The sequence below is a fragment of the Burkholderia sp. Bp8984 genome (genome assembly GCF_003853755.1).
Taxonomy (GTDB): Bacteria; Pseudomonadota; Gammaproteobacteria; order Burkholderiales; family Burkholderiaceae; genus Burkholderia.
This window is the reverse complement of the sequence record NZ_QTQN01000002.1, coordinates 82,025-97,805: the sequence shown is the minus strand read 5'-3', so window position 1 is coordinate 97,805 and position 15,781 is coordinate 82,025. Positions and strand designations below refer to the sequence as shown.

16 protein-coding genes and 1 pseudogene are annotated in these 15,781 nt (G+C 66.3%); 11 read left to right on the top strand and 6 right to left on the bottom strand.

The window, feature by feature from the left end:
• Positions 1–11: 11 nt before the first annotated feature.
• The 4 genes from lysM to gcl all read right to left on the bottom strand — a co-directional run bounded on the left by lysM (position 12) and on the right by gcl (position 4,505).
• Positions 12–482 carry a peptidoglycan-binding protein LysM gene (gene lysM / locus DID98_RS02510; RefSeq protein WP_124570146.1) on the bottom strand — a complete coding sequence of 157 codons (471 nt, stop codon included), beginning with the start codon at positions 480–482 and terminating at the stop codon, positions 12–14.
• A 460-nt stretch (positions 483–942) separates the two neighbouring features.
• Complete coding sequence (locus DID98_RS02505) at positions 943–1,836, bottom strand: 2-hydroxy-3-oxopropionate reductase (RefSeq protein WP_124486267.1); 894 nt, start codon at positions 1,834–1,836, stop codon at positions 943–945.
• A 39-nt stretch (positions 1,837–1,875) separates the two neighbouring features.
• Complete coding sequence (gene hyi / locus DID98_RS02500) at positions 1,876–2,685, bottom strand: hydroxypyruvate isomerase (protein ID WP_124520198.1); 810 nt, start codon at positions 2,683–2,685, stop codon at positions 1,876–1,878.
• 44 nt (positions 2,686–2,729) lie between these two features.
• Entirely contained in the window at positions 2,730–4,505 is a 1,776-nt protein-coding gene (gcl, locus tag DID98_RS02495) for a glyoxylate carboligase (protein WP_044843636.1), read from the bottom strand.
• 171 nt (positions 4,506–4,676) lie between these two features.
• Here gcl and DID98_RS02490 point away from each other — a divergent pair, with 171 nt between their 5' ends.
• The 10 genes from DID98_RS02490 to DID98_RS02445 all read left to right on the top strand — a co-directional run bounded on the left by DID98_RS02490 (position 4,677) and on the right by DID98_RS02445 (position 12,318).
• The gene (locus DID98_RS02490; protein ID WP_044843635.1) at positions 4,677–5,588 is read left to right on the top strand and encodes a LysR family transcriptional regulator; all 912 of its coding nucleotides are present in this window, start codon (positions 4,677–4,679) and stop codon (positions 5,586–5,588) included.
• A gap of 162 nt (positions 5,589–5,750) precedes the next feature.
• Positions 5,751–6,392, top strand: a complete 642-nt coding sequence (locus DID98_RS02485) for an RNA polymerase sigma factor (protein WP_044843634.1) — start codon at positions 5,751–5,753, stop codon at positions 6,390–6,392.
• Complete coding sequence (locus DID98_RS02480; protein ID WP_124570145.1) at positions 6,382–7,290, top strand: zf-HC2 domain-containing protein; 909 nt, start codon at positions 6,382–6,384, stop codon at positions 7,288–7,290. Before DID98_RS02485 ends, DID98_RS02480 begins: the two co-directional genes overlap by 11 nt.
• A 241-nt stretch (positions 7,291–7,531) precedes the next feature.
• The gene (gene rpsF / locus DID98_RS02475; protein WP_006755436.1) at positions 7,532–7,906 is read left to right on the top strand and encodes a 30S ribosomal protein S6; all 375 of its coding nucleotides are present in this window, start codon (positions 7,532–7,534) and stop codon (positions 7,904–7,906) included.
• Positions 7,907–7,946: 40 nt separating this feature from the next.
• The gene (gene priB, locus DID98_RS02470; RefSeq protein WP_031399239.1) at positions 7,947–8,246 is read left to right on the top strand and encodes a primosomal replication protein N; all 300 of its coding nucleotides are present in this window, start codon (positions 7,947–7,949) and stop codon (positions 8,244–8,246) included.
• A 4-nt stretch (positions 8,247–8,250) separates the two neighbouring features.
• Positions 8,251–8,526: a 30S ribosomal protein S18 gene (gene rpsR, locus DID98_RS02465; protein ID WP_004193360.1), complete on the top strand. Its 276-nt coding sequence runs from the start codon at positions 8,251–8,253 to the stop codon at positions 8,524–8,526.
• 27 nt (positions 8,527–8,553) lie between these two features.
• Complete coding sequence (rplI, locus tag DID98_RS02460; RefSeq protein WP_059449913.1) at positions 8,554–9,006, top strand: 50S ribosomal protein L9; 453 nt, start codon at positions 8,554–8,556, stop codon at positions 9,004–9,006.
• Positions 9,007–9,141: 135 nt separating this feature from the next.
• Positions 9,142–10,524 (top strand): replicative DNA helicase, encoded by a 1,383-nt coding sequence (locus tag DID98_RS02455; RefSeq protein WP_044847233.1) that lies wholly within the window; start codon positions 9,142–9,144, stop codon positions 10,522–10,524.
• A 146-nt stretch (positions 10,525–10,670) separates the two neighbouring features.
• Positions 10,671–11,297 carry a DUF47 domain-containing protein gene (locus DID98_RS02450; RefSeq protein ID WP_124570144.1) on the top strand — a complete coding sequence of 209 codons (627 nt, stop codon included), beginning with the start codon at positions 10,671–10,673 and terminating at the stop codon, positions 11,295–11,297.
• Between the two features lie 10 nt (positions 11,298–11,307).
• A complete protein-coding gene (locus DID98_RS02445) occupies positions 11,308–12,318 on the top strand; it encodes an inorganic phosphate transporter (RefSeq protein ID WP_044847235.1) in 1,011 nt (336 codons plus the stop codon).
• A 120-nt stretch (positions 12,319–12,438) separates the two neighbouring features.
• Here DID98_RS02445 and DID98_RS02440 read toward each other — a convergent pair whose 3' ends face one another.
• Both DID98_RS02440 and DID98_RS02435 read right to left on the bottom strand, forming a co-directional pair.
• On the bottom strand, positions 12,439–13,512 hold the full coding sequence (locus DID98_RS02440; protein WP_124570143.1) for a C40 family peptidase: 1,074 nt from the start codon (positions 13,510–13,512) through the stop codon (positions 12,439–12,441).
• A gap of 239 nt (positions 13,513–13,751) precedes the next feature.
• Positions 13,752–15,572 carry a PhoH family protein gene (locus tag DID98_RS02435; protein WP_124570142.1) on the bottom strand — a complete coding sequence of 607 codons (1,821 nt, stop codon included), beginning with the start codon at positions 15,570–15,572 and terminating at the stop codon, positions 13,752–13,754.
• Between DID98_RS02435 and DID98_RS36500 the strand changes: the two are divergent.
• Positions 15,522–15,715 (top strand): annotated as a pseudogene (locus DID98_RS36500) (hypothetical protein). The gene DID98_RS02435 and the pseudogene DID98_RS36500 overlap by 51 nt on opposite strands.
• Positions 15,716–15,781: the final 66 nt, after the last annotated feature.

Below are 15,781 nucleotides of genomic sequence, written 5' to 3'. Positions count from 1 at the left end.
CGCGCGAATGCTCAGGACTGCGGCGGAATCACGAGCTTCTGGCCCGGATAGATCCGGTCCGGGCTCGACAGCATCGGCTTGTTCGCCTCGAAGATCGCCGGGTACTTGTTCGCGTCGCCGTACACTTCCTTGGCGATCGCCGACAGCGTGTCGCCCGGCTTCACGTCGTGGTACTGAACTTCCTGATCGTCCGGCTGCAGGTCGTCGTCGTTGACGCCCGCGACGCCTTGCACGTTGCCGGCCGCGACCTTGACCTTCGCCTTCGTGTCGAGATCGGCGACGCTGCCCGACAGCGTGACGGTGCGCGACGCGCCGTCGAACGCGACGCTCAGGTTCGACGTGTCGAGACCTTGCGTGCTGATGTAGTTCTTGATCGCGTCGGCCGCGGTCTGGTTCGCGGCATTCGGATCTTCCGCTGCTTGCGCATCGGCGTGACCCAGCAGTTTTTCACCCGCCTCTTTGATAAACGAAAGAAGACCCATCGCTGCACTCCCTAGGTGGTTGAAAAGAAAACGCGCCGTGAAGTGGCGAAAAAAACACCGCGCTGGGCGCGCTCACCGGAGCGAGCGCCAAGCGCGGCGGTTTTCTCGAAAGGCGTGGCGAAAGTGTAGGCGTTCAACGCGACGATTGCATGAAAAATCGCACGCGTGAACGTAAAGAAATGTAATACGCGAAATCCGACAGGCGGACACCCGACGACGACGTCTGACCGACCAAGGCTTCCCCGGCGCCGCCGGGTGCCGCTGCGGACCCCACCACGCCGCTCTCAGCCCAGAGCGGCGTTTTTCGCCCCGTCGCGCACGCGTTTCGGCGATACGCGGCGGGGCGCCCCACCGTGATGCGCGCATCGTCGCGCATCGATGCGACCGGCCGTGACCGGATCGCTTGTATTCGTCGCGCGCGTTCCGCCGTTGCAGCGAAACGCGCGTCGTTGCGTCCGCGTTACGCGGCCGGCGTCTGGCCGATCTCGAAGTTCGACATGATCTCGAGCGCACGCACGAGTGCCGAGTGATCCCATGCCTTGCCGCCGTGCGAGGCGCACACGCTGAACAGCTGCTGCGCGCTCGCCGTGTGCGGCAGCGCGAGGCCGAGCTTGCGCGCGCCGTCGAGCGCGAGGTTCAGGTCCTTCTGGTGCAGCTCGATGCGAAAGCCGGGATCGAACGTCCGCTTGGTCATGCGCGCGCCGTGCACTTCGAGGATGCGCGAGGCGGCGAAGCCGCCCATCAGCGCCTGGCGCACGCGCTCCGGATCGGCGCCCGAGCGTGCGGCGAACAGCAGCGCTTCGCCGACCGCCTCGATGTTCAGCGCGACGATGATCTGGTTCGCGACCTTGCAGGTCTGGCCCGCGCCGTTCTCGCCGACGAGCGTGATGTTCTTGCCCATCTTCTCGAACAGCGGCTTCGCGCGTTCGAACGCCTTCTCCGGGCCGCCGACCATGATCGTCAGCGTCGCTTCGCGCGCGCCGACTTCGCCGCCGGACACCGGCGCGTCGAGGTAGTCGCAGCCGAGCGCATTGATCTGCTTTGCGAACTCCTGCGTGTCGAGCGGCGAGATCGAGCTCATGTCGATCACGAGCTTGCCGGCGCTCAGGCCCTTCGCGACGCCGTCGTCGGCGAACAGCACGTTACGCACGTCGGGCGTGTCCGGCACCATCGAGATGATGATGTCGGCGTGCTGCGCGACTTCGGTCGAGTTCGCGACGACCTTCGCGCTCGCGCGCAGGTCGTCGGGAATCGGGAACGCACCGTTCACGACGAGCTGATGATCGCCCTTGAGCAGGTTGCGCGCCATGTGCGCGCCCATGATGCCGAGGCCGATGAAACCGATGGTTGCCATGTGAAAGTCTCCTATAGGGGCGAAAGGGAAGAGCGGATCTCAGGCGGCGCGACGCGCCGAGCCCGGTGCGCAGCCGGCGACGCTTTGCAGCCAGCCGAGCCCTTCCGTCGTGGTGGTGCGGGGCTTGTATTCGCAGCCGACGTAGCCGGCATAGCCGAGCCGGTCGAGCAGCGCGAACAGGAACGCGTAGTTGATCTCGCCCGTGCCCGGCTCGTTGCGGCCCGGGTTGTCCGCGAGCTGGACGTGGCCGATCGAGGCGAGGTTGCGTTCGATCGTCGCGGCCAGTTCGCCTTCCATGCGCTGCATGTGATAGATGTCGTACTGCAGGAACAGGTTGTCCGAGCCGACCGCGCGGATCACGTCGAGCCCTTCGGACGAGCGGTTCAGCGCGAAGCCCGGGATGTCGAAGCCGTTGCACGGCTCGACCAGCAGGCGGATGCCTTCGCGCTTCAGCGCATCGGCGGCGAAGCGCAGGTTGTCGACGATCGTGACGAAGGTCTTGTCGCGCGCGGTGCTCGCCGACGGGATGCCGACGAGGCAGTTCAGTTGCGGCACCTTGAGCGCCTTCGCGTACTCGATCGCACGGCCGACACCTTCCTGGAACTCGCCGACACGATCGGGCAGGCACGCGATGCCGCGCTCGCCCTGGTCCCAGTTGCCGGCCGGCAGGTTGTGCAGCACGAGGCGCAGGCGGTGCGTCTCGAGCCGCTCGGCGAGTTCCTCTTTCGCGTACGGGTACGGGAACAGGAACTCGACGGCGTCGAAGCCCGCGTCCGCGGCCGCCTTGAAGCGGTCGAGGAACGGCACTTCGTTGAACAGCATGGTCAGGTTTGCAGCAAACTTCGGCATGAGCTAAGCCTCTTCGGTCGGTCAGTCAAAAAATGGCGTGCGGATCAGTCGAGCATCGAGATCGCGGTCGGCGCGTGCTCGGCCTTCTCGGCGAGTTCCTCGAATTCGTTGATCGCGTCGATTTCGGTGCCCATCGAGATGTTCGTCACGCGCTCGAGGATCACTTCGACGACGACCGGCACGCTGAATTCTTCCGCGAGCGTTTGCGCCTGGCGCAGCGCCGGCTCGATCTCTTCCGGCTTGAACACGCGCAGCGCCTTGCAGCCGAGGCCTTCGGCCACCGCCACGTGATCGACGCCATAGCCGTTCAGCTCCGGTGCGTTGACGTTGTCGAACGCGAGCTGCACGCAGTAGTCCATGTCGAACGCGCGCTGGGCCTGGCGGATCAGGCCGAGGTACGAGTTGTTCACGACGACGTGCACGTACGGCAGCTTGAATTGCGCGCCGGCGGCCAGTTCCTCGATCATGAACTGGAAGTCGTAGTCGCCGGACAGCGCGACGATCGGACGGCGCGGGTCGGCCGCACGCACGCCGAGCGCGGCGGGGATCGTCCAGCCGAGCGGGCCGGCCTGGCCGCAGTTGATCCAGTTGCGTGCCTTGAACACGTGCAGGAACTGCGCGGCGGCGATCTGCGACAGGCCGATCGTGCTGACGTAGCAGGTATCGCGGCCGAACACCTTGTTCATCTCTTCGTACACGCGCTGCGGCTTGACCGGCACGTTGTCGAAATGGGTCTTGCGCTGCAGCGTGCGCTTGCGTTCCTGGCACTCGGACACCCACGCGCTGCGGTCCTTCAGCTTGCCGGCGGCCTTCCATTCCTGCGCGACCGCGACGAACAGCTCGAGTGCGGCCTTCGCGTCGGACACGATGCCGAGATCCGGGCCGAACACGCGGCCGATCTGCGTCGGTTCGATGTCGACGTGCACGAACTTGCGGCCCTTCGTGTAGACCTCGACGCTGCCCGTGTGGCGGTTCGCCCAGCGGTTGCCGATGCCGAGCACGAAGTCGGACGCGAGCATCGTCGCGTTGCCGTAGCGATGCGACGTCTGCAGGCCGACCATGCCGGCCATCAGCGGGTGGTCGTCCGGAATCGCGCCCCACGACATCAGCGTCGGGATCACCGGCACGCCGATCGTTTCGGCGAATTGCACGAGCAGGTCTTCGGCCGCTGCGTTGAGCACGCCGCCGCCCGACACGATCAGCGGCTTGTCCGCGTCGTTGAGCATCGCGAGCGCCTTCTCGATCTGCGCGCGGGTCGCCGCGGGCTTGTAGACCGGCAGCGGTTCGTACGTGTCGATGTCGAACTCGATTTCGGCGAGCTGCACGTCGATCGGCAGGTCGACCAGCACCGGGCCCGGACGGCCCGAGCGCATCAGGTGGAACGCCTGCTGGAACACGCGCGGCACGAGCGCCGGCTCGCGCACGGTGACGGCCCACTTGGTGACGGGCTTCGCGATCGACTCGATGTCGACGGCCTGGAAGTCTTCCTTGTACAGGCGCGCACGCGGTGCCTGGCCCGTGATCGCGAGGATCGGAATCGAGTCGGCCGATGCCGAGTAGAGGCCGGTGATCATGTCGGTGCCGGCGGGGCCCGACGTGCCGATGCACACGCCGATGTTGCCCGGTGCGGCACGCGTGAAGCCTTCGGCCATGTGCGACGCGCCTTCGACGTGGCGCGCCAGCACGTGGCTGATGCCGCCCGACTTGCGCATCGCGGAATAGAACGGGTTGATTGCTGCGCCCGGCACGCCGAACGCGGTCTGGATGCCTTCCTTCTCGAGCACGAGTACGGCTGCGTCGACGGCTCTCATCTTGGCCATGAATGTCTCCTTGGATAGTTGGATCTTGCGAATCGGTCTGTTGGGAACACTTTAGGGACGCAAGAAAGGTTTGATAAGATCAGCCGAAGTCGCTTATTTCGAAACTAAAAGTATGGAATGACGGCCGGACGGGGCTTCCCGCCGGTGTCGGAGCCGGGACGGAGACGGGAAATGGATCGTTTCAAGCAGATCGAGACGTTCGTGCGGGTCGCGGACGCGGGCAGCCTCGCGGCGGCCGCGCTCGAGGAGGGCGTGTCGCCGGTGGTGCTCGGGCGGCGCATCGACGCGCTCGAGAAGCGCCTCGGCGTGAAGCTGATGTATCGCTCGACGCGCCGGCTGGTGGTCAGCGAGGAGGGTGCCGCGTTCCTCGAGCGCTGCCGCGGGCTGCTGTCCGAATGGGACCAGGCCGAGAACGAGCTGGCCGCCGGCCGGCGCGCGGTCAGCGGGCACCTGATCGTGTCCGCGCCGGCCGCGTTCGGCCGCAAGCACGTCGCGCCGCACGCGCCCGGTTTCCTCGTCGACAAGCCGGAAATGCAGCTGTCGTTCAACCTGACCGACCGCGTCGTGGATCTCGTGCGCGAAGGCTATGACCTGTCGATCCGGATCGGCGGCTCGGTCGATCCGAACTTCGTCGCGGTGAAGCTCGCGTCGAACCGGCGCGTCGTGTGCGGCACGCCCGCGTATTTCCGCAAGCACGGCCGGCCGAAGTCGCTCGACGACCTGCTGAAGCACAACTGTCTCGCGTTCAACCTGCAGGGCGGCCAGAACCGCGGCTGGTATTTCCAGCGCCACGGCAAGATCGTGACGATGCGGGTGGCCGGCAATCTCGACTGCAACGACGGCGAGCTGCTGCATCGCTGGGTCGCGGAAAGCCTGGGGCTCGGCTGGCGCTCGACCTGGGAAATCGCCGCGCAACTCGAAACGGGCGAACTCGAAACCGTGCTCGACGAATTCGCGCTGCCGGACTACGACATCCTCGCGGTCTATCCGCAGCAGCGCTACGTGCCCGCGCGCGTGCGCTACTTCATCGACTACCTGCGCGAAGCGTATGCGCGCCCCGGCTACTGGAACAGCACGCCGTAACGGGCGCGGCGGTTTCCGGCATTTTTTTGCGCATCATCGGCTTCGTGCGGGAATAAACTCGACGCAGCGGCGGTAAGGTGATCGAGAGCGCCCGCTGCCGGTCTGTCCGGGCACCGGACGCGGAACGGGCGCGGCTTCGGCCGCCGGGACCAGGGAGGTCATGTGGGGCAAGCCGGACAGGCGGTCGACGAACGGGCGGAGGACGACGCGGTCGCGCGCGGCGAACGGTTTCGCGTGCTCGTGCTGCCGCATCTCGACGCCGCGTACAACCTCGCACGCTGGCTGAGCGGCAATGCGGGCGACGCGGACGATGTCGTCCAGGACGCGTGCATGCGCGCGCTGCGCTTCGTCGACTCGTGCCGCGGCGACAACGCGCGGCCGTGGCTGCTGACGATCGTGCGCCACACCTGGTACACCGAGTGGCGCCGCCGCGCCCACGCGCACGAGGTCGCGCTGCCCGACACGCTCGACGACACGGAGGTGCCGGACGACTGGCAGCCGGCGACGGAGGATCCGCTCACGCACCTGTTGCGCGGCGAGAACGTGCGGCTGGTGAACGCGGCGCTCGCGAAGCTGCCGCCCGAATACCGCGAGGTGCTGGTGCTGCGCGAGATGGAGGATCTGAGCTATCGCGAGATCGCGGCGATCGCCGACGTACCGGTCGGCACCGTGATGTCGCGACTTGCGCGCGGCCGGCGTCGGCTCGCCGCGCTGCTGGCCGGCACGCAGGCGCCGGCACCCGAACCCGCGCCGGGACGTGCGTCGGCAAGCGGAACCGCATCGGAGGCGATCGATGGACTGTAACGAAGCGCGCGCATTGCTGGACTCGGACGTCGACCGCGAGCTGTCGGCGCCCGATGCGTTGCGCGTCCAGCGGCATGTCGAAGGGTGCGACGCGTGCCGCCGCGAACGCGAGCGGATCGTCGCGCTCGGGCGCGCCGTGCGGCAGGCCGATTATCACCGCGCGCCGGAGGCGCTGCGCGCGAGCATCCTCGCGGCGCTGCCGGCGGCGGCCGGCGCGAACGCGCGCGGCCAGGCCCGCGTGGAACCGGCGCCGGACGACGCGGCGGCGCGGCCGCGGGCCCAGCCTCGGCCGACCGGTCGCCGCTGGTTCGCGTGGCTGGGCGGGCGCGGCGCAGCGGCTCGCCCGGCGTCGACCGGACCGGGGGCGGGCGTCGCCGCGCTGCCCGGGCTCGGCTGGGGCGTCGCGCTGCTGGTCGCGCTCGCGGCGGCGGCCGGGATGGCGCTGTCCGCCCGCCACGCCGCAACCGACCAGACGGTCGACGAACTGGTCGCGAGCCACGTGCGGGCCGGCCTGTCGGCGCGCGACATCGACGTGATCTCGACCGACCGGCATACGGTCAAGCCGTGGTTCAACGGCCGGCTCGACTATGCGCCGCCGGTCGAGGACCTGTCGGCGAGCGGCTTCCCGCTCGCAGGCGGCCGGCTCGACTACGTCGGGCGGCGCCGCGTCGCGGTGCTCGTGTACCGCTATCGTCAGCACGTGATCGACGTGTACGTGCAGCCGGCAGGCGTCGGGCGGGAGGCCGCGCCGTACGCGACCGTGTCGCAGGGCTACGCGCTCGACCGCTGGGAGGCGGCCGGGATGACGTGGTGGGCCGTGACCGACGCCGAGCCGTCGGCGCTGGCCGCGTTCAGGACGGCGCTCGACGCGCGGCTGGGCGGGGCGCGCGGCGAGTGACGGCGGGCCGCGTCGCCGGCCCGCAAGCACGCGCCCGACACTCCGCCCCCATTTCAGAACGGTCGCGCCGACAGCGGCTTCAGCTGCCGGCGCCATTCAAGTCGTTGAAAACATGGCCGAATCCGGTCGGGAATCGTCGATCGGTGTTGCATGCGCCCCGTATCCGGGTTAGAATCTTCGGCTTCTCACTTGCCACACCGGTTCAGACGCCCGGGTGGCTTTAATCCACAAGGAGTGTGTAATGCGTCATTACGAAATCGTATTCATCGTGCACCCCGATCAGAGCGAGCAAGTGCCCGCGATGATCGAGCGTTACAAGACCACGATCACGACGCACGGCGGCCAGATCCACCGTGTCGAAGACTGGGGCCGTCGCCAGCTGGCCTACATGATCGAGAAACTCGCGAAGGCTCACTACGTCTGCATGAACATCGAGTGCGACCAGACGACGCTCGACGAACTCGAACACGCGTTCAAGTTCAACGACGCCGTGCTGCGCCACCTCATCGTCAAGATGAAGAAGGCCGAGACCGGCCCGTCGCCGATGATGAAGGAAGTTCAGCGCGAAGAAGCCAAGAAGGCGGCTGCAGCTCAGCCGACCGAAGCGCAGGCTTAAGTTCGTCACTCATTAAGCCATCAAGGAGCGCGTCACTCACGTGAACAGGTTGCAATTGACGGCGAGCGTCGTCGAACGCGCACCGGTGCGATATACGCCGGCGGGTGTTCCGATCGCAAGCGCCACGTTGCATCACCGCACGGAAGTCGTCGAAGCAGGCATTCCCCGTCAGGTCGAAATGACGATCGAGGCGGTGGCGGCCGGTGAGGCGAGCGGCAAGCTGGAGCGTCGTGAAATGGGCGTCGAAACGCTGTTCACGGGCTTCCTGGCAAAGAAGAGCCGCAACGCGAGAACCTTGGTGTTTCACATCACTGCATTGCAGGACATAGGAAAGGACTGAAATCATGGCCCGCCCGACTGGTAAGAAATTCGACAAGCGTCGTCAGCAACAAAACCCGCTCTTCAAGCGCAAGAAGTTCTGCCGTTTCACGGCTGCCGGCGTCGAGCAGATCGACTACAAGGACACGGAAACGCTGAAGGACTTCATCGGCGAAAACGGCAAGATCACGCCGGCTCGTCTGACGGGTACGAAGGCGCACTATCAGCGTCAGCTCGACACGGCAATCAAGCGTGCGCGTTTCCTCGCGCTGCTGCCGTACACCGATCAGCACAAGGCGTAACTCGGCGACGCCATAAGGAGAATTCGAATGCAAATCATTCTGTTGGAAAAAGTCGCCAATCTGGGCAACCTCGGCGATATCGTCAAGGTCAAGGACGGTTACGCTCGCAACTTCCTGATCCCGAACCGCAAGGCTCGCCGTGCAACGAAGGAAGCGATCGCCGAATTCGAAGTTCGCCGCGCTGAACTCGAAAAGATCGCCGCTGAAAAGCTGGCAGCATCGCAGGCAGTCGGCGAGAAGCTGAACGGCCAGTCGTTCGAAATCACGCAGAAGTCGGGCGTCGACGGCCGTCTGTTCGGCTCGGTCACGAACGGCGACGTCGCGGAACTGCTGAAGAAGGCAGGTTTCGAAGTCGAGAAGCTGCAAGTTCGCATGCCGGAAGGCCCGCTGAAGATGATCGGCGAGCACGTCGTTCAGATCGCGCTGCACACGGACGTCGTCGTCGACGTCACGATCAACGTGATCGGCGACCACGCGTAAGCGTATGCAAGCTTTCCGGGCGGCTTCCGCCGTCCGGACAAGGGCAGGCGCCCGGGCAACCGGGGCCTGCCTTTTTTATTGCCCGATCGCCGGAGCGGTAGCGCTGCTGCGATCTATTCGCGATAATCCCAACCCATGAACGCGCCGCAAGATCCTCAAATCGAATCGCTGAAAGTCCCGCCGCATTCGGTCGAAGCCGAGCAGTCGGTGCTCGGCGGCCTGTTGCTCGACAACGCGGCATGGGACCGGATTGCCGACTTCCTGTCGCAGGGCGACTTCTATCGCTACGACCACCGGATCATCTACGAGCACATCGGCCGGCTGATCGCGTCGACGCGCCCGGCCGACGTCGTGACTGTGTACGAAGCGCTGACCACGTCCGGCAAGGCCGACGACGTCGGCGGCCTCGCGTACCTGAACGCCCTCGCGCAGAACACGCCGAGCGCCGCGAACATTCGCCGCTACGCGGAAATCGTGCGCGACCGCGCGGTGCTGCGCCGGCTCGTGTCGGTCGCGGACGAAATCTCGGCCGACGCGTTCAATCCGCAGGGCAAGGAAGTTCGCCAGCTGCTCGACGAGGCCGAGTCGAAGGTGTTCTCGATCGCCGAAGAGGGCGCGCGCGGCAACCAGGGCTTCCTCGAGATCGGGCCGCTGCTCACGCAGGTCGTCGAGCGCATCGACACGCTGTATCACACCGCGAACCCGAGTGACGTCACGGGCACGCCGACGGGCTTCGTCGACCTCGACCGGATGACGTCCGGGATGCACGGCGGCGAACTGATCATCGTGGCCGGAAGACCGTCAATGGGGAAAACGGCCTTTTCCATGAACATCGGCGAATACGTCGCCGTCGAGTACGGGCTGCCGGTCGCGGTGTTCTCGATGGAAATGCCGGGCACCCAGCTCGTGATGCGTATGCTCGGCTCGATCGGCCGGCTCGACCAGCACCGGATGCGTACCGGCCGGCTGACGGACGAGGACTGGCCGAAGCTGACGCACGCGGTGCAGAAGATGAGCGAGGCGCAGCTCTTCATCGACGAGACGGGCGGCCTGAACCCGATGGAATTGCGCTCGCGCGCGCGGCGTCTCGCACGTCAGTGCGGCAAGCTCGGCCTGATCATCGTCGACTACCTGCAGCTGATGTCGGGTTCGTCGCAGGGCGAGAACCGTGCGACCGAAATTTCCGAAATCTCGCGATCGCTGAAGAGTCTGGCAAAGGAGCTGGACGTGCCGGTGATCGCGCTGTCACAGCTGAATCGCGGGCTGGAGCAGCGTCCGAACAAGCGTCCGGTGATGTCGGATTTGCGTGAATCGGGCGCAATCGAACAGGATGCGGACGTGATCCTGTTCATCTACCGTGACGAGGTCTACAACCCGGACAGCCCGGACAAGGGCACGGCCGAAATCATCATCGGCAAGCAGCGTAACGGCCCGATCGGACCCGTTCGGCTCACGTTTCTGGGCCAATACACGAAGTTCGACAACTTTGCGGGGGCGCAGAACTTCTACGGCGAGTAACACTTCTACGCCGGTTGTAAACCCTTATTTCGCCAAGCGTTGTATCCAATCCCGGCGCGCGCATATGCGCGCGTCGCGGCGCAACCGAAAACGGTACAATATCGCCCGTTTTCGTGACAGTCGTTTGACAATCTCTCAGGAATCCCATGTTCGGTCGATTCATGCCCACCGAGGGCAAGTTCTTTGAACTCTTCAACGCGCACGCGAAGCACATCGTTTCCGGTGGCCGCGAGCTCGAACTGCTGATCGACAATCTCGCCGACGCCGAGATTCACAAGCAAAACGTGCAGACCGCCGAGAAGGCCGCTGACAAGCTGACGCATGAAGCGATCGATCTGCTGCACAAGACCTTCATCACGCCGCTCGATCGCGACGAGATCCACAAGCTGATCACGACGATGGACGACATCCTCGACCTGATGGAAGACGTCGCGACGGCCGTGTCGCTGTACGACGTGCAGTCCGTCACGTCCGAGGCGAGCCAGCTCGCGCACATCGTCACGCAGTCGGCGCAGCACGTGCAGCAGGCCGTCGGATTGCTGTCCGACATGAAGCAGTCTGCGCAGATCCTCAAGCAGTGCGAGGAGATCGACCGCTGGGAGTCGGAGGCCGATCGCGTGCTGCGCGCGGCGATGTCGAAGCTGTTCCGCGAGGAAGGCGACGTGAAGACGCTCATCAAGCTGAAGGCGATCTACGAACTGCTCGAAGAGATCACCGACAAGTGCGAGGACGTCGCGAACATCATCGAAGGCATCGTGCTGGAAAACGCCTGAGCGGACCACGATGCATTCGATACAACTCGCCCTATGGATGGTCGCGACGCTGGTGCTCGTCGCGCTCGTATTCGACTTCATGAACGGCTTCCACGACGCGGCGAACTCGATCGCCACCGTCGTGTCGACCGGGGTGCTGAAGCCCCAGCAGGCCGTGGTATTCGCGGCCGCGTTCAACGTCATCGCGTATTTCATCTTCCACCTGAAAGTCGCCCAGACTGTCGGTAAAGGCACGATCGATCCCGAGATCGTCGACCACTATGTCGTGTTCGGCGCGCTGGTCGGTGCGATCGGCTGGAACGTGATCACGTGGTACTACGGGATTCCGTCGAGCTCGTCGCACGCGCTGATCGGCGGCCTCGTCGGCGCGGCGCTCGCGAAGTCGGGCTGGAGCTCGCTGAACATCGACGGGCTGCTGAAGACGATCGCGTTCATCTTCATTTCGCCGCTGCTCGGCTTCATCCTCGGCTCGCTGTTCATGCTCGGCGTGTCGTGGCTGTATTTCCGCACCGCACCCAGCAAGGTCGACCGGCGCTTCCGGCGGCTCCAGCTGCTGTCGGCCGGCCTGTACAGCCTGGGCCACGGCGGCAACGACGCACAGAAGACGATCGGCATCATCTGGATGCTGCTGATCGCGTCGGGCTATGCGTCGGCGACGTCCGATGCGCCGCCCGCGTGGGTGATCGGCGCGTGCTACCTGTCGATGGGGCTCGGCACGCTGTTCGGCGGCTGGCGCATCGTGCGCACGATGGGCCAGAAGATCACGAAGCTCAAGCCGGTCGGCGGTTTCTGTGCCGAAAGCGGCGGGGCGATCACGCTGTTCATCGCGTCGTTCCTCGGCATTCCGGTGTCGACCACGCACACGATCACCGGTGCGATCGTCGGTGTCGGCGCCACGCAGAAGCTGTCGGCCGTCCGCTGGGGCGTCGCCGGCAACATCGTCTGGGCGTGGGTGCTGACGCTGCCGGCGGCCGCGCTGTTCGCGGCCGGCGGATGGTGGCTCGGGCACCAGATCTTCTGATATCGACGCTGCCGGATCGATACGCGCAATGCGCCGCACACCGAAAGGTTGCGGCGCATTTTCTTTGCGCGGTCGGGAAAGTGCGACGACGGGCGGCGGCGCTGCGGCGGATGACGCGGATCAGTAACTGCCGTTCGCGAAGCGGGCGATCGGATCGTCGGCGGTGGCGGTGCGCGGGCTGATCGGTGCGGATTGCGTCGACGCCCGCAGCACCTGCACGGGCTCGGTGTCGCGCAGCGACGGCGCGGCGGCCGCGGGCGGCGGTTCCGCGTCGAACGCGGCAGCCTGGGCGGCCGTCAGCGCGGTGGTCGGAATCTGCGTGCCGGTCTCGGTGGGGCCTGCCGGCCCCGGATTCGCCGTCGTAGCGATCATGTCGCCATTCACGGACGTTGCCTGCTGCTGCGCGGTCAGCACGCGCGGCGGCGGTTCGTACGGATCGGCGGCGGGGGCGATTGCCGCGGCCGTCGGGGCAACTGCCGCGGTCGACACGACCGGAGCGGCTTGCGTGACCGGCGCGGGCGACGGCGCGACGCCCGCCTGAGACGCGGCATACGCAGAGGCAGGCCGTCGCGACGCGGCTGCCGCGACGACAGGCGCTGCCGCCGGCACATCGCGCCGCGCCTCGTAGGTCGGCGCATCGAACGGCCCGGGCGCACCGCGCGGCGGCGCGACGCGGCGAATGCCGTCGAAGCGCTTGGCCCAGTACGGGTTCGTCAGGTAGTCGAGCCGCACGGTGCCGCCGGTCGACGGCGCGTTGACGAAACGCAGCTTGCCGACATAGATGCCGACGTGCGAATGCGGGCGGCCGGTCGTATTGAAGAAGATCAGGTCGCCCGGCGCGACCTGGTCGGGGTCGATCGACACGCCGCGGCTGCTCATGTCGGCGGTCGTGCGCGGCAGGTCCACGTCGGCCGCGCGGCCGATCACGTAACGCACCAGGCCGCTGCAGTCGAAGCCGCTCGTCGGCGTGTTGCCGCCCCAGCGGTACGGCACGCCGACGAGGCTCATCGCCTGGATCGAGATCTCTTCCTGGCCGACGCTGTGGTCGACGAATTTCGGGAAATTGGCGGGTGCCGGGAAGGCGCGCGGCGTCGTGATCTTCATGCCGGAGGTGCGCGAGGCCGACTGCGGCGGCACGCTGGAGCAGGCCGCGAGCAGTGAAACGACGGCGACGGGAACCCAGATTCGAAGCATGACAAGGCGGACGAGCGCGGCGCGCTCGCGAATCGTATGACAACAGACAGACCCGATGGTAGACGTTCCGGCGGGGCTTAGGCAACCATTCCTGAGAATTTACTTGAAGTTTCGCGTGTAAGTGAGGTTGTTGCGTAACGAAGCATGACCAACGTTTTCGACCCCAAAAATGAAAACGGCGCTCCGGAAACCGGAGCGCCGCGTGGCGTCGGAGGCCGGCGGGCAGCCGGCGTATCGCGTTACAGGATGTCCGACGCGTAGTCGGCGAGCCGCGAGCGTTCGCCGCGCGCGAGCGTCACGTGGCCGCTGTGGCCCCAGCCCTTGAAGCGGTCGACGACGTAGGTCAGGCCCGAGCTGCCTTCGGTCAGGTAAGGCGTGTCGATCTGCGCGATGTTGCCGAGGCACACGATCTTCGTGCCCGGGCCCGCGCGCGTCACGAGCGTCTTCATCTGCTTCGGCGTCAGGTTCTGCGCTTCGTCGATGATCAGGTACTTGTCGACGAACGTGCGGCCGCGCATGAAGTTCATGCTCTTCACCTTCAGGCGCGAACGGATCAGCTCCTGCGTCGCCGCACGGCCCCATTCGCCGGCTGCGTCGTCGGTCTTCTGCAGCACTTCGAGGTTGTCGTCGAATGCACCCATCCACGGCTGCATCTTCTCTTCCTCGGTGCCGGGCAGGAAACCGATGTCCTCGCCGACGGGCACGGTCGCGCGCGTCACGATGATCTCGTTGTAGCGCTTGTCGTCGAGCACCTGCGCGAGGCCGGCCGCGAGCGCGACTAGCGTCTTGCCGGTGCCGGCCTGGCCGAGCAGCGTGACGAAGTCGATCTCGGGGTTCATCAGCAGGTTCAGCGCGAAGTTCTGCTCGCGGTTGCGCGCGGTGATGCCCCACACGTTGTTCTTGTGGTGGCTGTAGTCGCGCAGCGTCTGCAGCAGCGCCGTCTTGCCGTTCAGCTCGCGCACGATCGCGTGGAACGTCGGCTCGCCGTTCTGCGGCTCGAGATAGACGAACTCGTTGACGAGCATCGACCCGCAGAGCGGGCCCGTCACGCGGTAGTACGTGGTGCCCGTCTTCGTGTCCTGCCAGCTCTCCATCCCCTTCGCGTGTTTCGTCCAGAAGTCCTGCGGCAATTCGCGCACGCCGCTATAGAGGAGATCCTTGTCCTCGAGGACCTGGTCGTTGAAGTAGTCTTCCGCGGGCAGGCCGAGCGCATGCGCCTTGATGCGCATGTTGATGTCTTTCGACACCAGCACGACCTGGCGGTCCGGCCGGTCGCGCTGCAGCGCGCGCACGACGCCGAGGATCTGGTTGTCGGCCTTGCCTGCGGGCAGGCCTTCGACCGGTGCGATGTCCGCGAGCCTGGTCTGGAAGTAGAGGCGGCCGAGCGCCTCGCGGCTGCCGAGACGCGACAGCGGAATGCCGTCGGAGATCGGGCCGCCGTCGGCGACCAGCGCGTCGAGCGTGCGGCTCACCTGGCGCGCGTTGCGCGCGACTTCGGACATCCCCTTCTTGTGGTTGTCGAGTTCCTCGAGCGTCATCATCGGCAGATAGACGTCGTGTTCCTCGAAGCGGAAGAGGCTGCTCGGGTCGTGCATCAGCACGTTCGTGTCGAGCACGAACAGCTTCTGCAATTCGGCCTCGGCCGCCTTGCGGCTGCGCGACTTCGTCGCGGCACCGGCATCGCGTGCGCTCGCGGTGGTCGGCTTGCCGGCCGCGGGCTTGTCGTTGCGTGCGACGACCGGCGCGGCGGGGGCGGCGGGGGCCGCCGGTTCGACCGGCGCCGGCATCGGCTGCAGCAGCGCGGCCGTCTGTCTGGTTTTGCGACCGCGGGCGGGCGTGCCCGCGGCTTCTTGCGTCGACGCCGCGACGGCGCGCAGCGGCGCGGCCGTGTTCGCGGCTTCGGTCATCGGTTGGGCCACGCTGGCCGGGCCATATTCTCCGGCTGTGGAGGCGTCCCCTTCGGCGGATTTCTTCGCGGCTTTCGCGGGCCGCGCTTTCGCCTTGTATTCATCGGGCGGCAGCAGGCTGCCGAGCTTGCTGGGGGCAGTAGGCAAAGGCATGGTGTCCCTCGGGAGGAATCGTGTCGCATGGCGTGCGCCGCTGATCGCATCCTGCGTGACGTGGAAGGTGCATGCAGTTTGCGCGCGGTGGCGCACAGGAAATTCGTCTAGCCGGTTCGCCTAAGTGTCGATCAGCTCCTTGACGGGGTGAGGGGCCGGACCGAGAGCCGGCGCGCAGTCCATAAAAAAAGCCGCTGCCCCGGGGACCG

Excerpts from the sequence above, each read along its gene's own strand:
- DID98_RS02450 (WP_124570144.1), top strand. The coding sequence starts at position 10,671 with ATGTTCGGTCGATTCATGCCCACCGAGGGCAAGTTCTTTGAACTCTTC.
- DID98_RS02435 (WP_124570142.1), bottom strand. The coding sequence starts at position 15,572 with ATGCCTTTGCCTACTGCCCCCAGCAAGCTCGGCAGCCTGCTGCCGCCC.
- rpsR (WP_004193360.1), top strand. The coding sequence starts at position 8,251 with ATGGCCCGCCCGACTGGTAAGAAATTCGACAAGCGTCGTCAGCAACAA.
- DID98_RS02445 (WP_044847235.1), top strand. The coding sequence starts at position 11,308 with ATGCATTCGATACAACTCGCCCTATGGATGGTCGCGACGCTGGTGCTC.
- rpsF (WP_006755436.1), top strand. The coding sequence starts at position 7,532 with ATGCGTCATTACGAAATCGTATTCATCGTGCACCCCGATCAGAGCGAG.
- gcl (WP_044843636.1), bottom strand. The coding sequence starts at position 4,505 with ATGGCCAAGATGAGAGCCGTCGACGCAGCCGTACTCGTGCTCGAGAAG.
- lysM (WP_124570146.1), bottom strand. The coding sequence starts at position 482 with ATGGGTCTTCTTTCGTTTATCAAAGAGGCGGGTGAAAAACTGCTGGGT.
- DID98_RS02455 (WP_044847233.1), top strand. The coding sequence starts at position 9,142 with ATGAACGCGCCGCAAGATCCTCAAATCGAATCGCTGAAAGTCCCGCCG.
- DID98_RS02480 (WP_124570145.1), top strand. The coding sequence starts at position 6,382 with ATGGACTGTAACGAAGCGCGCGCATTGCTGGACTCGGACGTCGACCGC.
- DID98_RS02440 (WP_124570143.1), bottom strand. The coding sequence starts at position 13,512 with ATGCTTCGAATCTGGGTTCCCGTCGCCGTCGTTTCACTGCTCGCGGCC.
- DID98_RS02490 (WP_044843635.1), top strand. The coding sequence starts at position 4,677 with ATGGATCGTTTCAAGCAGATCGAGACGTTCGTGCGGGTCGCGGACGCG.
- hyi (WP_124520198.1), bottom strand. The coding sequence starts at position 2,685 with ATGCCGAAGTTTGCTGCAAACCTGACCATGCTGTTCAACGAAGTGCCG.
- DID98_RS02505 (WP_124486267.1), bottom strand. The coding sequence starts at position 1,836 with ATGGCAACCATCGGTTTCATCGGCCTCGGCATCATGGGCGCGCACATG.
- rplI (WP_059449913.1), top strand. The coding sequence starts at position 8,554 with ATGCAAATCATTCTGTTGGAAAAAGTCGCCAATCTGGGCAACCTCGGC.